The following is a 17,471-nucleotide window of genomic DNA, read 5'->3' on the forward strand; positions in this document are numbered from 1 at the left end:
CCACCCCGCCGAAGACCCCCGACAAGCCCAGGGAACCCGCGCCCGGCTCAGGGAACAAGGGCGCCCCGCCGCCGGAGAAGGCGCCGCGCAAGGCCCCTTCGGCACCACGCGGCCAGGCGCCGCCCATGGTGACCGAGTTCGAGGGGCTCGCGCCGTACGCGGACGGTCCGCCGCCAGAGTCGTCCCTGGCGCCCGGCGCGCTCCCAGCGCCCGAACTCGCCACCGCCCCGTACGCCCAAGGGCCGCCCGGGACGGCCGCCCAGCCGCAGACGCGCCTCGTCTCCCCCGTCGCGGCGTCCGGGAACGGCAGCGGCCAGATGCTGTGGGTCGCCGCCGCGGCCGGAGCCGCGGGCGCCGTGGCCGCCCTCAACCTCAACGTCGCCGCCCGCACCCTCCGCCGCCGCACCTAGCGGGGCGCACCTGCCCAAGCCACCGCCGCGTCCACGCGACGGCCAACGCTATGAGTTCAGCCAGCGGCGCCGATGGAGTGCAGACCGCCGTCGACGTGGACGATCTCGCCCGTCGTCGCCGGGAACCAGTCCGACAGCAGCGCCGCGCACGCCCGCGCGGTCGGCTCGCTGTCCTTGATGTCCCAGCCGAGCGGCGCGGCCTTCGGCCACATCTCCGTCATGCCCTCGAACCCGGGAATGCTCTTGGCCGCCATCGTCGAGAGCGGGCCCGCCGCGACGAGGTTGACCCGGATGCCCTGCGGCCCCAGGTACTTGGCCAGGTAGCGGGCGCACGACTCCAGGCCCGCCTTCGCCACGCCCATCCAGTCGTACACCGGCCACGCCTTGGTGGCGTCGAAGTCCAGGCCGACGACGGAGCCGCCGTCCTTCATCAGCGGCAGGCACGCCATCGTCAGCGACTTCAGCGAGAACGTCGAGGCGTGGACGGCGGTCGCGACGTCCTCCCACGGCGTCTCCAGGAAGGTGCCGCCGAGCGCGGTCTGCGGCGCGAACGCGATCGCGTGGACGACGCCGTCCAGGTGGTCGAAGCCGTGGTCGCGCAGGTTCCCGGCGAGGGCGTCGAGCTGCGCGGTGTCCGTCACGTCCAGCTCGATCACCGGGGGCGGCGAGTCGGGCCCGGACGGGAGCCGCTTCGCGGTCCGCGCCGTGAGCGTCGGGCGCGGGTAGGCGGTCAGCGCCACCTCGGCGCCCTGCTCCTGCGCGATCCGCGCGATGTGGAAGCCGATCGACGCGTCGGTGAGGACGCCGGTGACCAGGATCCGCTTGCCTTCGAGAATGCCCATGACCGTCAGTGCCCCATTCCCAGTCCGCCGTCGACCGGGATCACGGCCCCGGTGATGTAGGCGGCGTCCTCGCTCGCCACGAACCGCACCGCCTTCGCGACCTCCTCCGGCCTCGCGATCCGGCCGAGCGGGATCGAGGCGGTGATGGCCTTCTGCTGGTCCTCGGTCAGCACCGCCGTCATGTCGGTGTCGACGAACCCCGGCGCGACGACGTTCACGGTCACGCCGCGGGAGCCGAGCTCGCGGGCGAGCGACCGGGCGAACCCGACCATGCCCGCCTTGGACGCGGCGTAGTTCGACTGCCCCGCCGAGCCCGTCAGGCCCACCACGGACGAGACCAGCACGATCCGCCCGGTGCGCTTGCGCATCATGCTCTTCACCGCGCGCTTGGCGACCCGGAACGAGCCCGTCAGGTTCGTGTCGAGGACGGACGTGAACGTCTCCTCGCTCATGATCGCCAGCAGGGTGTCCTTGGTGATCCCGGCGTTGGCGACGACCACCTCGACCGGGCCCTGCTCCGCCTCGACCTTGCCGAACGCGGCGTCGACGTCCTCGGCGCTCGTCACGTCGCACCGGACGCCGAACAGGCCGTCCGGGGGCTCACCGGACCGGTACGTCACCGCCACGGCGTCGCCCGCCGCGGCGAGCTCGCGGGCGATGGCCAGGCCGATGCCCCGGTTACCCCCGGTCACGAGGACAGAGCGACTCATCAGGACCCTCTCGTTCAGGCTGCGCGTTCCCGTTCACGCTGCGCGGTGGCTGCGGCACGACACTAGCGGCCGGGCGCCGCCCTGCGGATGTGCCGAACCGACAAGTTCCGCCGACCCCGGTTTGTTCACGCGCGCGTTCGTTCCCGCCAGGGACGCGGGCCGCGCCCGGGGGTAGGTTGCGGAGGGTGCATGACATCGATCCCTCCTTCACCGCCCTGCCGCTCCGCGCGCTGGCCGACGCGGCCCTCACCCGGGCCCGGGAGCTGGGCGCCGAGCACGCCGACTTCCGCCTCGAACGCATCCGCAGCCAGACGCTGAACCTCCGCGACGCCGCGCTGGAGACCGCGCTGGACGCCGACGACGTGGGCCTGTCCGTCCGCGTCGTCAAGGACGGCACGTGGGGCTTCGCCGCCGGCATCGACCTCACCCCGGACGGCGCCGCCCGCGTCGCCGCCCAGGCCGTCGAGGTCGCCGCCGTCGCCAGGCCCGTCAACCGCGAACCCATCGAGCTGGCCCCCGAGCCCGTCCACGGAGAGCGCACCTGGGTCTCCGCGTACGAGATCGACCCGTTCGACGTCCCGACCGGCGAGAAGGTCGCGCTGCTGGCCGGGTGGAGCCGCCGCCTCCTGGACGACGACCGCGTCGACCACGTCGACGCCACGCTGATGCAGGTCAAGGAGAACAAGTTCTTCGCCGACCTCGCGGGCACCGTCACCACCCAGCAGCGCGTCCGGCTGTATCCCGCGCTGGACGCCGTCGGCATCTCCGGCCCGCTGTTCGACACGATGCGGACGCTCGCGCCGCCCGCCGGGTACGGGTGGGAGTGGCTGTCCGGCGACCACTGGGACTGGGACGGCGAGCTGGCCCGCATCCCCGAGCTGCTCGCGGAGAAGCTCGCGGCGCCGTCGGTCGACCCGGGCGTGTACGACGTCGTCGTCGACCCGTCCAACCTGTGGCTGACGATCCACGAGTCGATCGGGCACGCCACCGAGCTGGACCGGGCGCTCGGCTACGAGGCCGCCTACGCGGGCACCTCCTTCGCCACGCCCGACAAGCTCGGCGAGCTGCAGTACGGGTCGAAGGTCATGAACGTCACCGGGGACCGCACCGCCGAGCACGGGCTCGCCACCATCGGCTACGACGACGAGGGCGTCCGGACCCAGGCGTTCGACATCATCGCCGAGGGGCGCTTCACCGGCTACCAGACCGACCGGCGCATCGCCCGCCTCACCGGCGCCGGACGCTCCAACGGGTGCGCGTTCGCGGACGCGGCGTCCAGCATGCCGATCCAGCGGATGGCGAACGTGTCGCTCCAGCCCGCCGAGGACGGCCCGTCCACCGACGAGCTCATCTCCGGCGTCGACCGCGGCGTCTACATCGTCGGCAACAAGAGCTGGTCGATCGACATGCAGCGCTACAACTTCCAGTTCACCGGGCAGCGGTTCTACCGCATCGAGAACGGGCGGCTCGCCGGGCAGCTCCGCGACGTCGCCTACCAGGCCACCACCACCGACTTCTGGAACTCCATGGAGGCCGTCGGCGGCCCGCAGACGTACGTGCTCGGCGGCGCGTTCAACTGCGGGAAGGGCCAGCCGGGGCAGATCGCGCCGGTCAGCCACGGCTGCCCGTCGGCGCTGTTCCGCGGCGTCAACATCCTCAACGCGCTGAAGGAGGCCGGCCAGTGACCGGGATCGGGCCGAGCGAGGCCGTCGAGCGGGCGCTGGAGCTGTCCAGCGCGGACGACTGCGTCGTCATCGCCGACGAGACGAGCACCGCGAACCTGCGGTGGGCGGGCAACACCCTCACCACCAACGGCGTGACCCGCTCCAGCCGCCTCACCGTCATCGCGCTGCGGAACACCGCGGACGGCGTCGCCGCGGGCGTGGTGTCGCGGTCGGCGGTGGGCGCCGGCGGCATCGAGGAGCTGGTCCGCGCCGCCGAGGCCGACGCCGCGGGGAACGAGCCCGCCGAGGACGCCCGGCCGCTCGTCGCCGAGGGCCCGGCCGGCGCGTCGGCGGGATGGGGCGACGACCCGGCCGAGACCGGCATCGGCGTGTTCGAGGGCTTCGCGCCCGCGCTGGGCGAGGCGTTCGCGGCCGCCGAGTCCGCCGACCGTCGCCTGTACGGGTTCGCCAACCACGTCGTGACCTCGACGTTCGTCGGCAACTCGGCCGGGCTGCGGGTGCGGCACGTCCAGCCGACCGGGCTGCTGGAGCTGAACGCCAAGGGCGCGGGCGGCTCGGCGTGGGCGGGCGTCGCCACCCGCGACTTCACCGACGTGGACGTCCCCGCCCTGACCGCCGGGCTCGACCGGCGTCTGGAGTGGGGCGAGCGGCGCGTGGACCTGCCCGCCGGGCGGTACGAGACGATCCTGCCGCCGTCCGCCGTCGCCGACCTGATGATCTACCTGTACTGGTCGGCGGGCGCGCAGGACGCGCAGGACGGCCGCACCGTCTTCAGCGCGCCCGGCGGCGGCACCCGCGTGGGCGAGCGGCTCGCGAGCCTGCCGGTCAGCCTGTCCAGCGACCCGGCCGCCGCGGGCCTGCAGTGCGCGCCGTTCGTGATCGCGCACGCGTCGAGCCGCGAGTCGTCGGTGTTCGACAACGGCCTCCCCCTCGGCGCCACCGACTGGATCCGCGACGGCGAGCTCGCCTCGCTCACCCAGACGCGGCACTCGGCCGAGCGCACCGGGCTGCCGCTCACCCCGGCCATCGACAACCTCGCGATGGCGGGCCCGGACGGCGGCGCGTCCCTGGAGGACATGGTCGCCCGCACCGAGCGCGGGCTGCTGCTGACGTGCCTGTGGTACATCCGGGCGGTCGACCCGCAGAGCCTGCTGCTGACCGGCCTCACCCGCGACGGCGTCTACCTCGTCGAGGACGGCGAGGTCGTCGGGGCCGTGAACAACTTCCGGTTCAACGAGAGCCCCGTCGACCTGCTGTCGCGCCTCACCGAGGTCGGCGGGACCGTCCCGACGCTGCCGCGCGAGTGGTCCGACTACTTCACCCGCACCGCCATGCCCGCCCTGCGCGTGCCCGATTTCAACATGTCGACGGTGTCGAAGGCGTCCTGAGACCGGCTTTCCCGCGCATCGCCGCCCCGCCCGCCCCGGCTCGCCTCGCGCGCGCCGGGGCCGGCGAGGCGGCGCGGTTCAGGCGTCTTCCAGGCGGAAGCCGACCTTCATGGTGACCTGGATGTGGGCGACCTCTCCGTCCTCGATCTGGCCGCGGACCTCGGTCACCTCGAACCAGTCCAGGTGACGCAGCGTCTGCGCGGCGCGCCTGACGCCATTGCGGATCGCGCTCTCGACCGACTCCGGCGAGGTCCCGACGATCTCCGTCACCCGGTACGTGCGATCGGTCATCTCGTTCCTCCCGTGCTTTTGGCCAGTACCGCCTTTTGACCCGTACTGGTGTCGCCTGCCGGACCCCATGGGCTTACCGTGGAAACGTGAGGGTCAATCACCATCGGGCGCCGGCGGTCCACACGATCACCGACGCGCCGCTCCCGATGTCGGAGGACATCGGCCACCGGCAGCGGCGTTACCTGATGTCCATGGGCGTCAGGACGCTGTGCTTCGTGGGCGCCGTGCTGGCCGCGGTGGCCGGCGCGCCCGTGTGGTTGGTGATCCTTCTCATCGTCGGGGCGCTGTTCCTGCCCTACATCGCGGTCGTCTTCGCCAACGGCGGACGGGAGCCGACCCCCTCCGCGACCTTTGGCGATCCCATGGGGCGCGAACAGAAGCCGGTTTCCGGACAGCGACCGGAAATCGGGTCGTGACATTCTCTTGACTAACCGCGGGGGGTTTCGGTGTACGATTTGTACCGGCGCTCTGGTCCCCCGTCGGAGCGCCCGTGCCGGTGTTCCGGGCCCCCGTCGGAACACCGATGATGCGGCGCCGGGTGGATTGCCCCCGTATCCACCCGGCGCCGCTTTTCAATGTCCGGGGTTTCTCCTGGCACTTCCCGGCCGCGCGGATGACCTGCCCGTGAACCGTCCTTGAACGCCGTGCTCCCTCGCGCATAAGCGCGTCCGAGGGAGAACGCAAGCCCGGGCGGTGGCCTGGTCCGGCCAAGGCCGAAATCTCGGCGCCGTCCGCCGGGACGGGTGATCATGGACCGATCCGATCCGATCCGATCCGCGGTGCGTACTGCTGTGCGCCGGCACCCGCCGTCCCCGCCCGAGGGGAGCTCTCGTGGACCCAGGATTCCGGCTGGACGGCCGCTACCGCCTGGAGCGCCGCGTCCAGCGGCACGGCACGGCCGAGGTGTGGGCCGCCCGCGACGAACTGCTCGCCCGCCGCGTCGCCGTGACGCTCGTCGGCGTCCGGCGGACCAGGCGGGACCTGCGACGGGCGCTCCGGGACGCCGCCCGCGCCGCCGCCGCGCTCGCCCACCCGAACATCGTGACCACCTACGACTACGGCGAGGCCGAGGGCTCCGGCGGGGAGGCGCTGACGTACGCGGTCACGGAGTACCTCGGCGGCGAGTCCCTGGCGGCGCGCCTCACGCGGGGGCTGCCGGGCGCTCAGGAGGCCGTGGGCTTGTGCGCACAGCTCGCCGACGCCCTTGCCGCCGTCCACGCCTCCGGGATCGTGCACGGCGATCTGAGGCCCGCGCAGGTGTTCCTCACCGCGGACGGCGTGAAGCTCCTCGGGCTCGGCATCTCCGGCGCTCTGGCCGTCCCTGGCGGCGACGGCGACGGCAACGACAGGGGTGAGGCGGACGCGTCGGGTCAGGCCGAGGACGTGCTGGCGTTCGGCCGGATCCTCGCCGAATGCCTCATCGGCGACCCGGAGGCCGCACCGCGCTCCGGCGACGACGACGAAACCCGCGCCGCCCTGGCCGACCTGGCCGCCCGCTGCCGCGCGGACGACCCCGCCGAGCGGCCCGGCGCCGCCGGCATCGCCCGGATCCTCGCGGCCGAGGCGACGGAGACGGCGGCCCTGCCCGTGGTGGAGGAGCCCGGCTCCCCCGCCGCCGGACGGGACGGGCCACGGCGGCGCAGGCTCGGACGGGCCGGGCGGGCGGTACTGCTCGGCGGCGCGGCCGCGGCGGTCCTCGCGCTGGTCCTCGCCCCGCTCGGGGTGATCACCGCGTCGCTGTCGGACGCGCCGCGCGGCGTGGCGCTGCCGCCGCTGCCGAGCCGGTCCGGCGCGGCGCCGCCGTCCGGGCCCGCGGACGATCCGGGCGACGGCCCGCCGGTGCCGTCCGCGACGGCGGCCCCGCCGGGCCCGGCCGTCCCGGCGGCCAGGACGCGCGCGGTGACGGTCGGCGCGCTCGCGCGGATGCGGCGCGCGATCGACGTGGGCATCGCGACCGGCGAGGTCGGGGCGCGGTTCGGCACCGAGCTCGCCCGCGAGGTCAGCACGCTGCTGAACCAGGTGGACGGCGGTGAGCCCGTCGATCTCGGCCGGCGGGTGGAGCGGCTGCGCGCGGCCATCGCGGACCGGGACCCCGGCGAGGTGTCGCCCGGACGGGCGGCGGGCCTCACCGCGCTGCTCGCCGAAGTGCCCGTCCAGTCCTGAGCCCCCGTCCAGGTCCCATCCACGCCGCGATTGGTTCTAGAATGCGATTCGAGTTAGGTTGTGCGTTCTGACAGGCCAGGGAGCGAAAGGGGACCCGCGTGCGCCGCACCCTGTTCAACGAGGACCACGAGGCGTTCCGGGAGACGATCCGGGCGTTCATCGAGGCCGAGGTCGTGCCGGTCTTCGGCGAGTGGGAGGACGCGGGCCACCCGCCGCGCGACTTCTACCGCAAGCTCGGCGAACTCGGCGTGCTCGGCATCGAGGTCCCCGAGGAGTACGGCGGCGCGGGCGAGACGAGCTTCAAGTACCAGGCGGTGGTCTCGGAGGAGTGCGCCCGTGCCGGGGTGAGCTTCGGCGGCTACTCCGTCCACGTCAACCTCGTCCTGCCCTACCTGCTGAAGTACGGCTCGGACGAGCAGAAGAAGCGGTGGCTGCCGCCGTTCGCGTCCGGCGAGATGATGACGGCCATCGCGATGACCGAGCCCGGCACCGGATCCGACCTCGCCGGCATGCGGACGACCGCGCGCCGCGACGGCGACCACTACGTCCTGAACGGCGCCAAGACCTTCATCACCGGCGGCGTCCTCGCCGACCGGGTGCTCGTCGTCGCCCGCACCTCCCCCGCCGCGCCGGAGAACCGCCGCACGGGCCTGTCGATCCTGGCGGTGGACACCGCGAGCGAGGGCTACACCGTCGGCCGCAAGCTGGAGAAGATCGGGCTGCGCAGCTCCGACACCGCCGAGCTGTCGTTCAGCGACGTCCGGGTCCCGGCCGAGGACCTCCTCGGCGAGGAGGGCCGCGGGTTCGAGTACCTGACGCACAACCTGGCCGAGGAGCGGCTCGGCATCGCCACCAGCTCCTACGCGTCGGCGGCGGCGGCCGTGGAGTTCGCCCGCCAGTACGTGCAGGACCGGACGGTCTTCGGCAAGACCGTCTCCTCGTTCCAGAACACCAAGTTCGTCCTCGCCGAGTGCGCCACCGAGGTGGAGGCCGCCCGCTCGCTGGTGGACCGCTGCATCGAGGCCCTCGACGCCGGGGAGCTGACGGCCGCCGACGCCGCCGTCGCCAAGCTGTTCTGCACCGAGGTGCAGGGCCGCGTCGTCGACAAGTGCCTGCAGCTGCACGGCGGCTACGGCTACATCCTGGAGTACCCGATCGCGCGGCTGTACGCGGACGCCCGCGTCACCCGCATCTACGGCGGCACCAGCGAGGTCCTCAAGACGATCATCGCCAAGGACCTCCAGGTCTGACGGGAGGCCGCGGCGGGAGCGCCGGCGCGGTCAGTAGGTCCGGGCCGCGGCGAGTTCGCGGGCCAGGGCGGCCGGTGCTCCGACGAGGGACGGGCCGTACCAGGTCAGGTGCCTGCCGTTGACGAGCGCGACGTCGATGCCCGGGAACGACTCCGGGCCGTCGTCCTCGGTGAACCGGTAGGGCTCGTCCGGCAGGACGGCCAGGTCGGCGCCGGACGCGTTCAGCTCGCCGAGCGGGATCTTCGGGTAGCGGTCGGGGTGGCCCGCGTAGACGTTGGAGACGCCCAGGCGGGACAGGACGTCCCCGGTGAAGGTGTCCCGTCCGACGACCATCCACGGCCGCCGCCAGATCGGGACGACGGCCGCGCGCGGCGTGCCGGGCGTGACGTCCGACCAGGCGCGGGACGCGTCGTCCAGCCAGCCCGGCACCGGGACGCGGCACGCCTCGGCGAGCATGCGGCGCAGCGACGCCAGCGCCTCGTCCACGGTGCGGATCTCCGTCATCCAGACCGGGATCCCGGCGGCGCGCATCGCCTCGACGTCGCCGGGACGGTTCTCCTCGGTGTTGCCGAGGACGACGTCCGGCCGCAGCTCCGCGATCTTCTCCAGGTCGGGGTTCTTGGTGCCCCGGACGCGCGGCACGTCCAGGTCGGCGGGGTGAGTGCACCAGTCGGTGGCGCCCACCAGCAGGCCCGGCGCAGTGACCGCGACCGTCTCCGTCAACGACGGGACGATCGACACGACCCGGCGCACCCGATCCGGAACCGGAACCGGGGCCTCGGTGTCGTCCACGACTCTCATGCGTCTCCCCCGTGGGGGGCGACCCCCCACACCCCCCGGTTCGCTCCGCTCATATGTTGCGGCGGTACTGGCCGCCGACCTCGAAGAACGCGTCGGTGATCTGCTGGAGGCTGCAGACGCGGGCCGCGTCCATGAGGACCGCGAACACGTTCTCGCCGGCCTGCGCCGCGTCCTTGAGCGCGGCCAGCGCCTCCCGTGCCTCGGCGCGGTGCGTGTCCTGGTAGCCGCGCACGCGGTCGAGCTGGGACCGCTTCTCGTCCTCGGTGGCACGGGCCAGTTCGATCGTGTCGGGCGTCCCGTCGCCGGAGCCGGGGCTGCGGAACGTGTTGACGCCGATGATCGGCAGCGAGCCGTCGTGCTTGCGCTGCTCGTACAGCATCGACTCGTCCTGGATGCGGCCGCGCTGGTAACCGGTCTCCATCGCGCCGAGGACGCCGCCGCGCTCGCTGATGCGGTCGAACTCCGCCAGCACCGCCTCCTCGACCAGGTCGGTCAGGTCGTCGATGACGAACGACCCCTGCAGCGGGTTCTCGTTCATCGCCAGGCCCCACTCGCGGTTGATGATGAGCTGGATCGCCAGCGCGCGCCGCACCGATTCGGCCGTCGGGGTCGTGACGGCTTCGTCGTAGGCGTTGGTGTGGAGGCTGTTGCAGTTGTCGTAGATGGCGATGAGGGCCTGCAGCGTCGTGCGGATGTCGTTGAAGTCCATCTCCTGCGCGTGCAGGGAGCGCCCGGACGTCTGCACGTGGTACTTCAGTTTCTGGCTGCGCTCGTTGGCGCCGTACCGGTCGCGCATGGCGACGGCCCAGATGCGGCGGGCCACGCGTCCAAGGACGCTGTACTCCGGGTCCATGCCGTTGGAGAAGAAGAACGACAGGTTGGGCGCGAAGTCGTCGATGTCCATGCCGCGCGCCAGGTACGACTCGACGTAGGTGAACCCGTTGGCGAGGGTGAACGCGAGCTGGCTGATGGGGTTCGCGCCGGCCTCGGCGATGTGGTAGCCGGAGATGGACACCGAGTAGAAGTTGCGGACCTTGTTGGCGATGAACCATTCCTGGATGTCGCCCATCATCCGCAGCGAGAACTCGGTGGAGAAGATGCAGGTGTTCTGCCCCTGGTCCTCCTTGAGGATGTCGGCCTGGACGGTGCCGCGCACGGTGGACAGCACGCGCGCGCGGATCGCGGCGGCCTCGTCCTCGGACGGCCCGCGCCCGTGCTCCTCGTAGAAGGCGTCCAGGCCCTGGTCGATGGCGGTGTTGAGGAAGAACGCCAGGATCGTCGGCGCGGGGCCGTTGATGGTCATCGACACCGACGTCGTCGGCGACGACAGGTCGAACCCGTCGTAGAGGGCCTTCATGTCGTCCAGCGTGGCGATGGACACGCCGGACGTGCCGACCTTGCCGTACACGTCGGGACGCTCGTCCGGGTCGCGCCCGTACAGGGTGACCGAGTCGAACGCGGTGGACAGGCGGGTCGCGGGCTGCCCTTCCGACAGCAGCTTGAAGCGGCGGTTGGTGCGGAACGGGTCGCCCTCACCCGCGAACATGCGGGCCGGGTCCTCGTTGTCGCGCTTGAAGGGGAACACTCCGGCGGTGAACGGGAACCGTCCGGGCAGGTTCTCGTTCCGCAGGAACCGCAGCAGTTCGCCGTGGTCGGTGAAGCGCGGCAGCGCGACGCGCGGGATCCGGCTGCCCGACAGCGACTCGCGGGTCAGCTTGGTGTGCAGCTCCTTGTCGCGGATCTTCACGACCTGCTCGTCGCCCGAGTACGACTCGACGACCGCGGGCCAGCCCTCGATCAGGCCGGCGTTCTCGGGCGCCACGTCCTGGCGCGCCTGGGCCAGGAGCTCTTCGACCTCGGACGCGTCCGTCAGCTCGGCACGGACCGCCTCCAGCCGCTGGACGCGCCGCACCGCCTCGATCTGCTTCACCGTCCCGGCGTGGTAGCCGCGCACGGTGTCGGCGATGTCGGACAGGTACCTGACCCGGCCGGGCGGGATGACGGTCGCGGCGCCGGTCGGCACCTTCGTCGTGATCTCGGGGAGGACGCCGTCCTCCAGCCGCAGCCCGTGCTCGCCGAGCAGGCCGCCAAGGTGCTGGTAGAGCGCGGTGACGCCGTCGTCGTTGAACGTGGCGGCGCTGGTGCCGAACACGGGCATGTCCTCGGGCCGCTGCCCGAACGCCTCCCGGTTGCGGACGAGCTGCCGCGACACGTCCCGCAGCGCGTCGGCCGCGCCGCGCCGCTCGAACTTGTTGATCGCCACGACGTCCGCGAAGTCGAGCATGTCGATCTTCTCGAGCTGGGTCGCGGCGCCGAACTCGGGCGTCATCACGTACAGCGACACGTCGACCAGCGGGACGATCGCGGCGTCGCCCTGGCCGATGCCGGGCGTCTCCAGGATGACGAGGTCGTATCCGGCGGCCTTGCAGGCGCCGATGATGTCCTCGATGTTCTCGGGCAGCTCGCGCGCGCCGCGGGTCGCCAGCGAGCGGAAGAAGACGTGGTCGCGGTCCAGCGCGTTCATCCGGATGCGGTCGCCGAGCAGCGCGCCGCCGCCGCGGCGCCGCGTCGGGTCGACGGCCAGGACCGCGACGCGCAGCTTGTCCTGCTGGTCGACGCGCAGCCGCCGCACCAGCTCGTCGGTGAGGGACGACTTTCCGGAGCCGCCCGTCCCGGTGATCCCCAGCACGGGGACGGGACGCTTGCCCGCCGCCTCGGCGAGCAGCGCCCGGTCGTCGCCGGGGAGCTTCCCGGCCTGCAGGCAGGTGATGGCCCGGGCGAGCGCGTGCCGCTCCCCCGCCACCACGGCCTCCGCCGGGACGGGTTCGGCGGCGAGGTCGACGTCGCAGTCGCGCACCAGCTCGTTGATCATCCCCGGCAGGCCGAGCCGCTGCCCGTCCTCCGGCGAGAAGATCCGCACCCCGGCGCCGGACAGCCGCGCGATCTCCTCGTGGACGATCACCCCGCCGCCCCCGCCGAACACCTTCACGTGCTCGGCGCCCGCCTCCTTCAGGCTGCGCGACAGGAACTCGAAGTACTCGACGTGGCCGCCCTGGTAGGAGCTGATCGCGACGCCCTGCGCGTCCTCCTCCAGGACGGCGTCGACGACCTCGCGGACCGAGCGGTCGTGCCCGAGGTGCACCACCTCGGCGCCCTGCGACTGCAGGATGCGCCGCATGATGTTGATCGCCGCGTCGTGGCCGTCGAACAGGGCCGCCGCCGTCACGAACCGCACCGGGTGCTCCGGCTTGTGCAGGTCCCCCGTCACCGCTCTCACCTCAACCCTTGGACATCCAATATTTGGAAGTTAAAATAGTTTCCATGCGCGAGCCAGTCAAGACCACGTACGGTAGGCCGATGCCCGACATGACCGACCCGATCGCGGAGGCCCACCGCCAGTGGAGCCTCCGGTGGCCCGAGCACGCCGACCACATGGCGGCCGTCACGTCGGTGATGCGGGCGCAGCAGCTCCTGCTGAGCCGGATCGAGGCCGTCCTCAAGCCGTACGCGCTGACGTTCGCCGCCTACGAGGCACTGCGGCTGCTCGCCTTCACGCGGGCGGGCACGCTCCCCATGGGCAAGATGGGCGCCCGCCTGATGGTCCACCCCGCCTCGGTCACCAACGTGATCGGACGCCTGGAGCAGCGCGGCCTCGTCGGCCGCGGACCCTCCCCCGACGACCGACGCGTCGTCCTCGCCACCATCACGCCCGCCGGCCGCGAGCTCGCGGAGGAGGCGACCCTCGCGCTCAACGAGTCCGGCTTCGGCATCGCCGCGCTCCCCGCCGGGCAGGCCGCCGGGATCACCGCCGCGCTCCGCCCCGTCCGGCACGCCGCCGGCGACCTCGACTAACAGGGCGTCCCATATGCTGCGGTTCTGTATCCGGTGTGCCGCGAGGAGGCGTGATGACCGATTCGCCGACGATGACGTACGGCGGCTATCTCCGGCTCGATGATCTCCTGTCCTGCCAGGAGCCCAGGACGACCGCCCACGACGAGCTGCTGTTCGTGATCATCCATCAGGTGTACGAGCTGTGGTTCAAGCAGATCCTGCACGAGTCGGCGCTGCTGCAGCGCAGGCTGGAGGAGGGCAACAGCGCGGGCTCGCTGCACACGGCGCGGCGCATCGCCAAGATCCTCAAGACGGTGGTCGGGCAGCTGGACGTCCTGGAGACGATGACGCCCCGCCAGTTCGCCGCGTTCCGCGACGAGCTCGGCACCTCCAGCGGGTTCCAGAGCGGGCAGTTCCGCGAGATCGAGGCCGTCCTCGGGCGGCGCGCGTTCCCGGCCTCGGACCTGCGCGACGACGCGCGGCTCCAGGCGGCGGTCGCGCGGCCGTCGATGTTCGACTCGCTGCTGCGCTACCTGGACGGGCTCGGGTTCCCCGTCCCGCGCGAGGCGCTCGGCCGCGACACGTCCCGTCCGTGGGAGCCGGACGCGGGAGTGCAGAAGGCGCTGGTCGCCGTGTACGCGGACGAGTCCGGGCCCGGCGCGGAGGTCTGCGAGGCGCTCGTCGACGTGGACGAGGGCATCCAGGAATGGCGCTACCGCCACCTGAAGATGGTCGAGCGGACGATCGGCGCGAAGATCGGCACCGGCGGGTCGGCCGGTGCCGACTACCTGCGCAAGACCCTGTTCGCCCCCGCGTTCCCCGACCTCTGGGAGGTCAGGTCCCAGACGGAGCCGGCAAGTACGGGGGAGGTCTCCGCCCATGGGGCGTGACGAAGGCGGCGAGCAGGTCGCGATCGTCGGCGCGGGGCTGGCGGGCTGCCTGCTGGCGGTGCTCCTCGGCCGCCGGGGCGTCCCGGTGACGGTGTACGAGCGGCGTCCCGACCCGCGGGTGGCGGGCGCCGAACGCGGCCGCTCGATCAACCTGGCGATCTCGGCGCGCGGCCTGGCGGCGCTGGAGCAGCTCGGGCTGCGGGACCAGTCCCTCAAGCAGGCCCTGCCCATGCACGGCCGGATGGTGCATCCCCTGCCGGGCGGGCAGAACTTCCAGCCGTACAGCGCGGACGGCGAGCGCGCGATCAACTCCATCAGCCGGGCCGAGCTGAACCGGTCGCTGCTGGACACGGCCGAGGCCACCCCGGGCGTCACGCTGCGGTTCTCCCAGCGCGTGACCGGTGTGGACGCCGACGCCGGGACGATCCTCCTGGACGACGCCGGCTCCGAGCCCGCCGACGTCGTCCTCGCCGGGGACGGCGCCTACAGCGCGGTCCGCGAGTCCCTCGCGCTGGACGCCGACGCCGACTTCCTGGAGCACGGCTACAAGGAGCTGACCGTCCCGCCGAAGGGCGGTGAGTTCGCGCTCGACCCGGACGCGCTGCACATCTGGCCGCGCGGCACGTCGATGATGATCGCGCTGCCGAACCTCGACCGGTCGTTCACGTGCACGCTGTTCTGGCCCAAGGACGACTTCGCCGCGCTCGATACGCCGGAGAAGGTGACCGCCTACTTCGAGCGGCACTATCCGGACGTCGCGGGCCTCATGCCCGACCTGGCCGACGACTACGCGCACAACCCGGTCGGGTCGCTGGTGACCGTCCGGTGCTGGCCGTGGACGCGGTACGGGGACGGCGCGATCGTGGCGCTGCTCGGCGACGCCGCGCACGCGATCGTCCCGTTCTTCGGGCAGGGCGCCAACTGCGCGTTCGAGGACTGCATCGAGATCGACCGGTGCCTGACCGAGGCCGGCGGCGACTGGGCCCGCGCGCTGTCGCTCTACCAGGAGCGGCGCAAGGCCAACACCGACGCGATCGCCGAGATGGCCCTCGACAACTTCATCGAGATGCGCGACCGCGTGTCGTCCCCGGCCTACCAGGCGAAGCAGGCGGCGACGCACGCGCTGGAGCGGCGCCTGGCGGGACGCTACGTGTCCCGCTACGAGCTGGTGTCCTTCTCGACGATGCCGTACGCGGAGATCCCGGCCCGGATCAGGCGGCAGAACCGCGTCCTCGCGGCGTCCGTGCTCGGCTGCCTGGCCGCCGCCGCCCTGGCCGCCCGCGCCCTCCGCCGCGGGTAGATCAGCCGCCGCGGGCGGCGCGGACGGCGCGGCGACCCGCGTACAGGTCGGCGACGGCCGCGCCCAGCGCCGCCAGGACGAACACCAGGATGACGATCAGCCCGTGCCGGAACGCGGCGGCCCAGTCCCCGCCCTTTCCAGCGACGGTGGCGAAGAACACCGACCCGACCGCGGCGATGCCCGTCGCGGTGCCGACCCGCTGGCCCGTCTGCAGGACGCCCGCCGCGCTGCCGCCCTCGGTGAAGTGCACCTCCGACAGGGTGATCGTCTGGTTGGGCGCGATGACCAGGCCGCTGCCGAGGCCCGCGACCAGCAGCGGCGCCGCCGTCCACCAGACCACGCCGGAGCCCGGGTGCACCTCGACCGCCACCCACGCCGCGCCGAGGCCCACCAGCACCACGCCGAGCCCGGCGGCGACGAGCGGGCGCCCGTACCGCGCCACGACCTGGCCGCCCGCGGCGGACGCGATGCCGGAGCCGACCGCGAACGGGGTGATCGCGAGTCCCGCGCCGAGCGCGCTGTAGCCGAGGCCGTTCTGCAGGTAGAGCGTGAAGATGAAGAAGATCGCGGTGAACCCGGCGAAGTACAGCAGCGCGATCGCCGAGCCCAGCGCGTACGAGCGGAGCCGGAACAGGCCGAGGTCCACCATCGGCGTCCGCGCGCGGCGCTCCCACACGGCGAACAGCGCGATCAGGACCGCGCCCGCGAGCACGAGCAGCCATTTCAGGTCGCTCTTCCACTGCTGTTCCTGGACGAGCGGCAGCAGCACGCAGACGACGCCCGCGCCGAGGAGGAGGACGCCGAGCGGGTCCAGGCCCTGCCGTTCCCCGTAGACGGGCGCGGGCAGGAGCCGCCAGGCCAGCACCAGCGCCGCCACGCCGACCGGGACGTTGACGTAGAACACCCAGCGCCAGCCCTCATCGGGCCCGGCGATGGCGATCAGCCCGCCGCCGAGCAGCGGCCCGACCGCCGTGGCGATCCCGATGACGGCGCCGAGCGCGCCGAACGCGCGGCCCCGCTCAGCGCCCTGGAACAGCTGCTGGATCAGCCCGGCGACCTGCGGGTTCAGGATGCCGCCCGCGACGCCCTGCACGAGCCGCGCCAGGACGAGGAGCAGGATCGTCGGCGCGATCCCCGCGGCGGCGCTCGCCAATGTGAACAGCGCGAGCCCGGACAGGAACACGGCGCGGCGGCTGCGGGCGTCGCCGAGCCGCCCGGCCGGGACGAGGACGAGCCCGAACGTCAGCGCGTACCCCGACAGGATCCACTGCAGTTCCGCCGCGGAGGCGTGCAGCCCCTCCCGGATCGACGGGAGCGCCACGTTGACGATGCTGACGTCCAGCAGCGTCATGAACGCCGCGACAAGGCAGACGGAGAGCGCCTTCCAGCGGCGCCGCCGCTCCGCCGCCCGGTCCCCGGCGTCCGTGGCCTCCGTCCGCACGGCAGGGTCCTATCCGGAGATCACCGGGTGAAACGCGGCTCACCCGCCGGGAGGGCGAGGCGGGCGCGCCGCGTCCGGCACGCTGTGCCAGAGTTGCCGGATGACCGACTCCGCTCCGGAATCCGGCCCCGACGACCTGCAGTGCTCCGCCAAGGGCTGCCGCGCCGACGCCGTGTGGGCGCTGCGGTGGAACAACCCGAAGATCCACGCCCCGGACCGGCGGAAGATCTGGTTCGCGTGCGACGAGCACCGCGAGAGCCTGTCGGCGTTCCTGGACCGCCGCGACTTCCTGAAGGACGTCGTCCCCGTCGATGACCGCGACGCGCCCCCGGAGGACGCCGGCTAGACGAGTAGTTCCGAAGTGATCAGTGGTCGAACGCGGTCAGTGACCGGGTGATGGGCTGGCCGGTGCGGTGGTTGTGCCAGATCGCTGCGGCCATGGCCAAGATGCGCTGGGCGACCCGTACCG

At 72.7% G+C, this 17,471-nt stretch carries 15 protein-coding genes and 2 pseudogenes; 10 read left to right on the forward strand and 7 right to left on the reverse strand.

What is annotated here, in order from left to right:
• Nucleotides 1-410: pseudogene (locus ETD83_RS42860) on the forward strand (hypothetical protein); the annotation flags it as partial.
• A gap of 56 nt (nt 411-466) precedes the next feature.
• Here the strand turns inward: ETD83_RS42860 and fabI are convergent.
• Entirely contained in the window at nt 467-1,252 is a 786-nt protein-coding gene (gene fabI, locus ETD83_RS29035) for an enoyl-ACP reductase FabI (protein ID WP_138648398.1), read from the reverse strand.
• Nucleotides 1,253-1,257: 5 nt separating this feature from the next.
• Complete coding sequence (locus ETD83_RS29040; protein ID WP_138648399.1) at nt 1,258-1,962, reverse strand: beta-ketoacyl-ACP reductase; 705 nt, start codon at nt 1,960-1,962, stop codon at nt 1,258-1,260.
• A gap of 185 nt (nt 1,963-2,147) precedes the next feature.
• On the opposite strand from ETD83_RS29040, the gene ETD83_RS29045 reads away from it, so the two are divergent.
• Nucleotides 2,148-3,647, forward strand: coding sequence for a TldD/PmbA family protein (locus ETD83_RS29045; protein ID WP_138648400.1), 1,500 nt, complete (start codon nt 2,148-2,150; stop codon nt 3,645-3,647).
• Nucleotides 3,644-5,035: a metallopeptidase TldD-related protein gene (locus ETD83_RS29050; protein WP_138648401.1), complete on the forward strand. Its 1,392-nt coding sequence runs from the start codon at nt 3,644-3,646 to the stop codon at nt 5,033-5,035. Before ETD83_RS29045 ends, ETD83_RS29050 begins: the two co-directional genes overlap by 4 nt.
• A gap of 78 nt (nt 5,036-5,113) precedes the next feature.
• Here the strand turns inward: ETD83_RS29050 and ETD83_RS29055 are convergent, their stop codons facing one another.
• On the reverse strand, nt 5,114-5,326 hold the full coding sequence (locus ETD83_RS29055; protein WP_117400667.1) for a dodecin: 213 nt from the start codon (nt 5,324-5,326) through the stop codon (nt 5,114-5,116).
• A gap of 86 nt (nt 5,327-5,412) precedes the next feature.
• Here ETD83_RS29055 and ETD83_RS29060 point away from each other — a divergent pair, with 86 nt between their 5' ends.
• From ETD83_RS29060 to ETD83_RS29070, 3 genes are all read left to right on the forward strand, one after another.
• On the forward strand, nt 5,413-5,742 hold the full coding sequence (locus ETD83_RS29060) for a DUF3099 domain-containing protein (RefSeq protein ID WP_138648402.1): 330 nt from the start codon (nt 5,413-5,415) through the stop codon (nt 5,740-5,742).
• Between the two features lie 415 nt (nt 5,743-6,157).
• Entirely contained in the window at nt 6,158-7,489 is a 1,332-nt protein-coding gene (locus tag ETD83_RS29065; RefSeq protein ID WP_138648403.1) for a protein kinase domain-containing protein, read from the forward strand.
• A gap of 98 nt (nt 7,490-7,587) precedes the next feature.
• Nucleotides 7,588-8,739, forward strand: a complete 1,152-nt coding sequence (locus ETD83_RS29070; RefSeq protein WP_138648404.1) for an acyl-CoA dehydrogenase family protein — start codon at nt 7,588-7,590, stop codon at nt 8,737-8,739.
• Nucleotides 8,740-8,769: 30 nt separating this feature from the next.
• Here the strand turns inward: ETD83_RS29070 and ETD83_RS29075 are convergent, their stop codons facing one another.
• Both ETD83_RS29075 and icmF read right to left on the reverse strand, forming a co-directional pair.
• Nucleotides 8,770-9,540 (reverse strand): helical backbone metal receptor, encoded by a 771-nt coding sequence (locus ETD83_RS29075; protein WP_138648405.1) that lies wholly within the window; start codon nt 9,538-9,540, stop codon nt 8,770-8,772.
• Nucleotides 9,541-9,589: 49 nt separating this feature from the next.
• Nucleotides 9,590-12,808 carry a fused isobutyryl-CoA mutase/GTPase IcmF gene (gene icmF, locus ETD83_RS29080; protein WP_138648406.1) on the reverse strand — a complete coding sequence of 1,073 codons (3,219 nt, stop codon included), beginning with the start codon at nt 12,806-12,808 and terminating at the stop codon, nt 9,590-9,592.
• Nucleotides 12,809-12,861: 53 nt separating this feature from the next.
• Here icmF and ETD83_RS29085 point away from each other — a divergent pair, with 53 nt between their 5' ends.
• From ETD83_RS29085 to ETD83_RS29095, 3 genes are read left to right on the forward strand one after another with little or no spacing between them, the layout of a single operon-like run.
• Complete coding sequence (locus ETD83_RS29085) at nt 12,862-13,392, forward strand: MarR family transcriptional regulator (protein WP_230421267.1); 531 nt, start codon at nt 12,862-12,864, stop codon at nt 13,390-13,392.
• 53 nt (nt 13,393-13,445) lie between these two features.
• Nucleotides 13,446-14,261, forward strand: coding sequence for a tryptophan 2,3-dioxygenase (locus ETD83_RS29090; protein ID WP_138648407.1), 816 nt, complete (start codon nt 13,446-13,448; stop codon nt 14,259-14,261).
• Entirely contained in the window at nt 14,251-15,561 is a 1,311-nt protein-coding gene (locus ETD83_RS29095; RefSeq protein WP_138648408.1) for an FAD-dependent oxidoreductase, read from the forward strand. Before ETD83_RS29090 ends, ETD83_RS29095 begins: the two co-directional genes overlap by 11 nt.
• A 1-nt stretch (nt 15,562) precedes the next feature.
• Here ETD83_RS29095 and ETD83_RS29100 read toward each other — a convergent pair whose 3' ends face one another.
• Nucleotides 15,563-17,002 carry a DHA2 family efflux MFS transporter permease subunit gene (locus ETD83_RS29100; protein WP_230421268.1) on the reverse strand — a complete coding sequence of 480 codons (1,440 nt, stop codon included), beginning with the start codon at nt 17,000-17,002 and terminating at the stop codon, nt 15,563-15,565.
• A 100-nt stretch (nt 17,003-17,102) separates the two neighbouring features.
• Here ETD83_RS29100 and ETD83_RS29105 point away from each other — a divergent pair, with 100 nt between their 5' ends.
• Nucleotides 17,103-17,348 carry a hypothetical protein gene (locus ETD83_RS29105; protein WP_138648409.1) on the forward strand — a complete coding sequence of 82 codons (246 nt, stop codon included), beginning with the start codon at nt 17,103-17,105 and terminating at the stop codon, nt 17,346-17,348.
• Between the two features lie 19 nt (nt 17,349-17,367).
• On the opposite strand, the pseudogene ETD83_RS46310 reads toward ETD83_RS29105, so the two are convergent.
• Nucleotides 17,368-17,471, reverse strand: a pseudogene (locus ETD83_RS46310) (IS982 family transposase); the annotation flags it as partial.

The sequence above is a fragment of the Actinomadura soli genome, from assembly GCF_005889715.1.
GTDB classification, from domain to species: Bacteria; Actinomycetota; Actinomycetes; order Streptosporangiales; family Streptosporangiaceae; genus Spirillospora; species Spirillospora soli.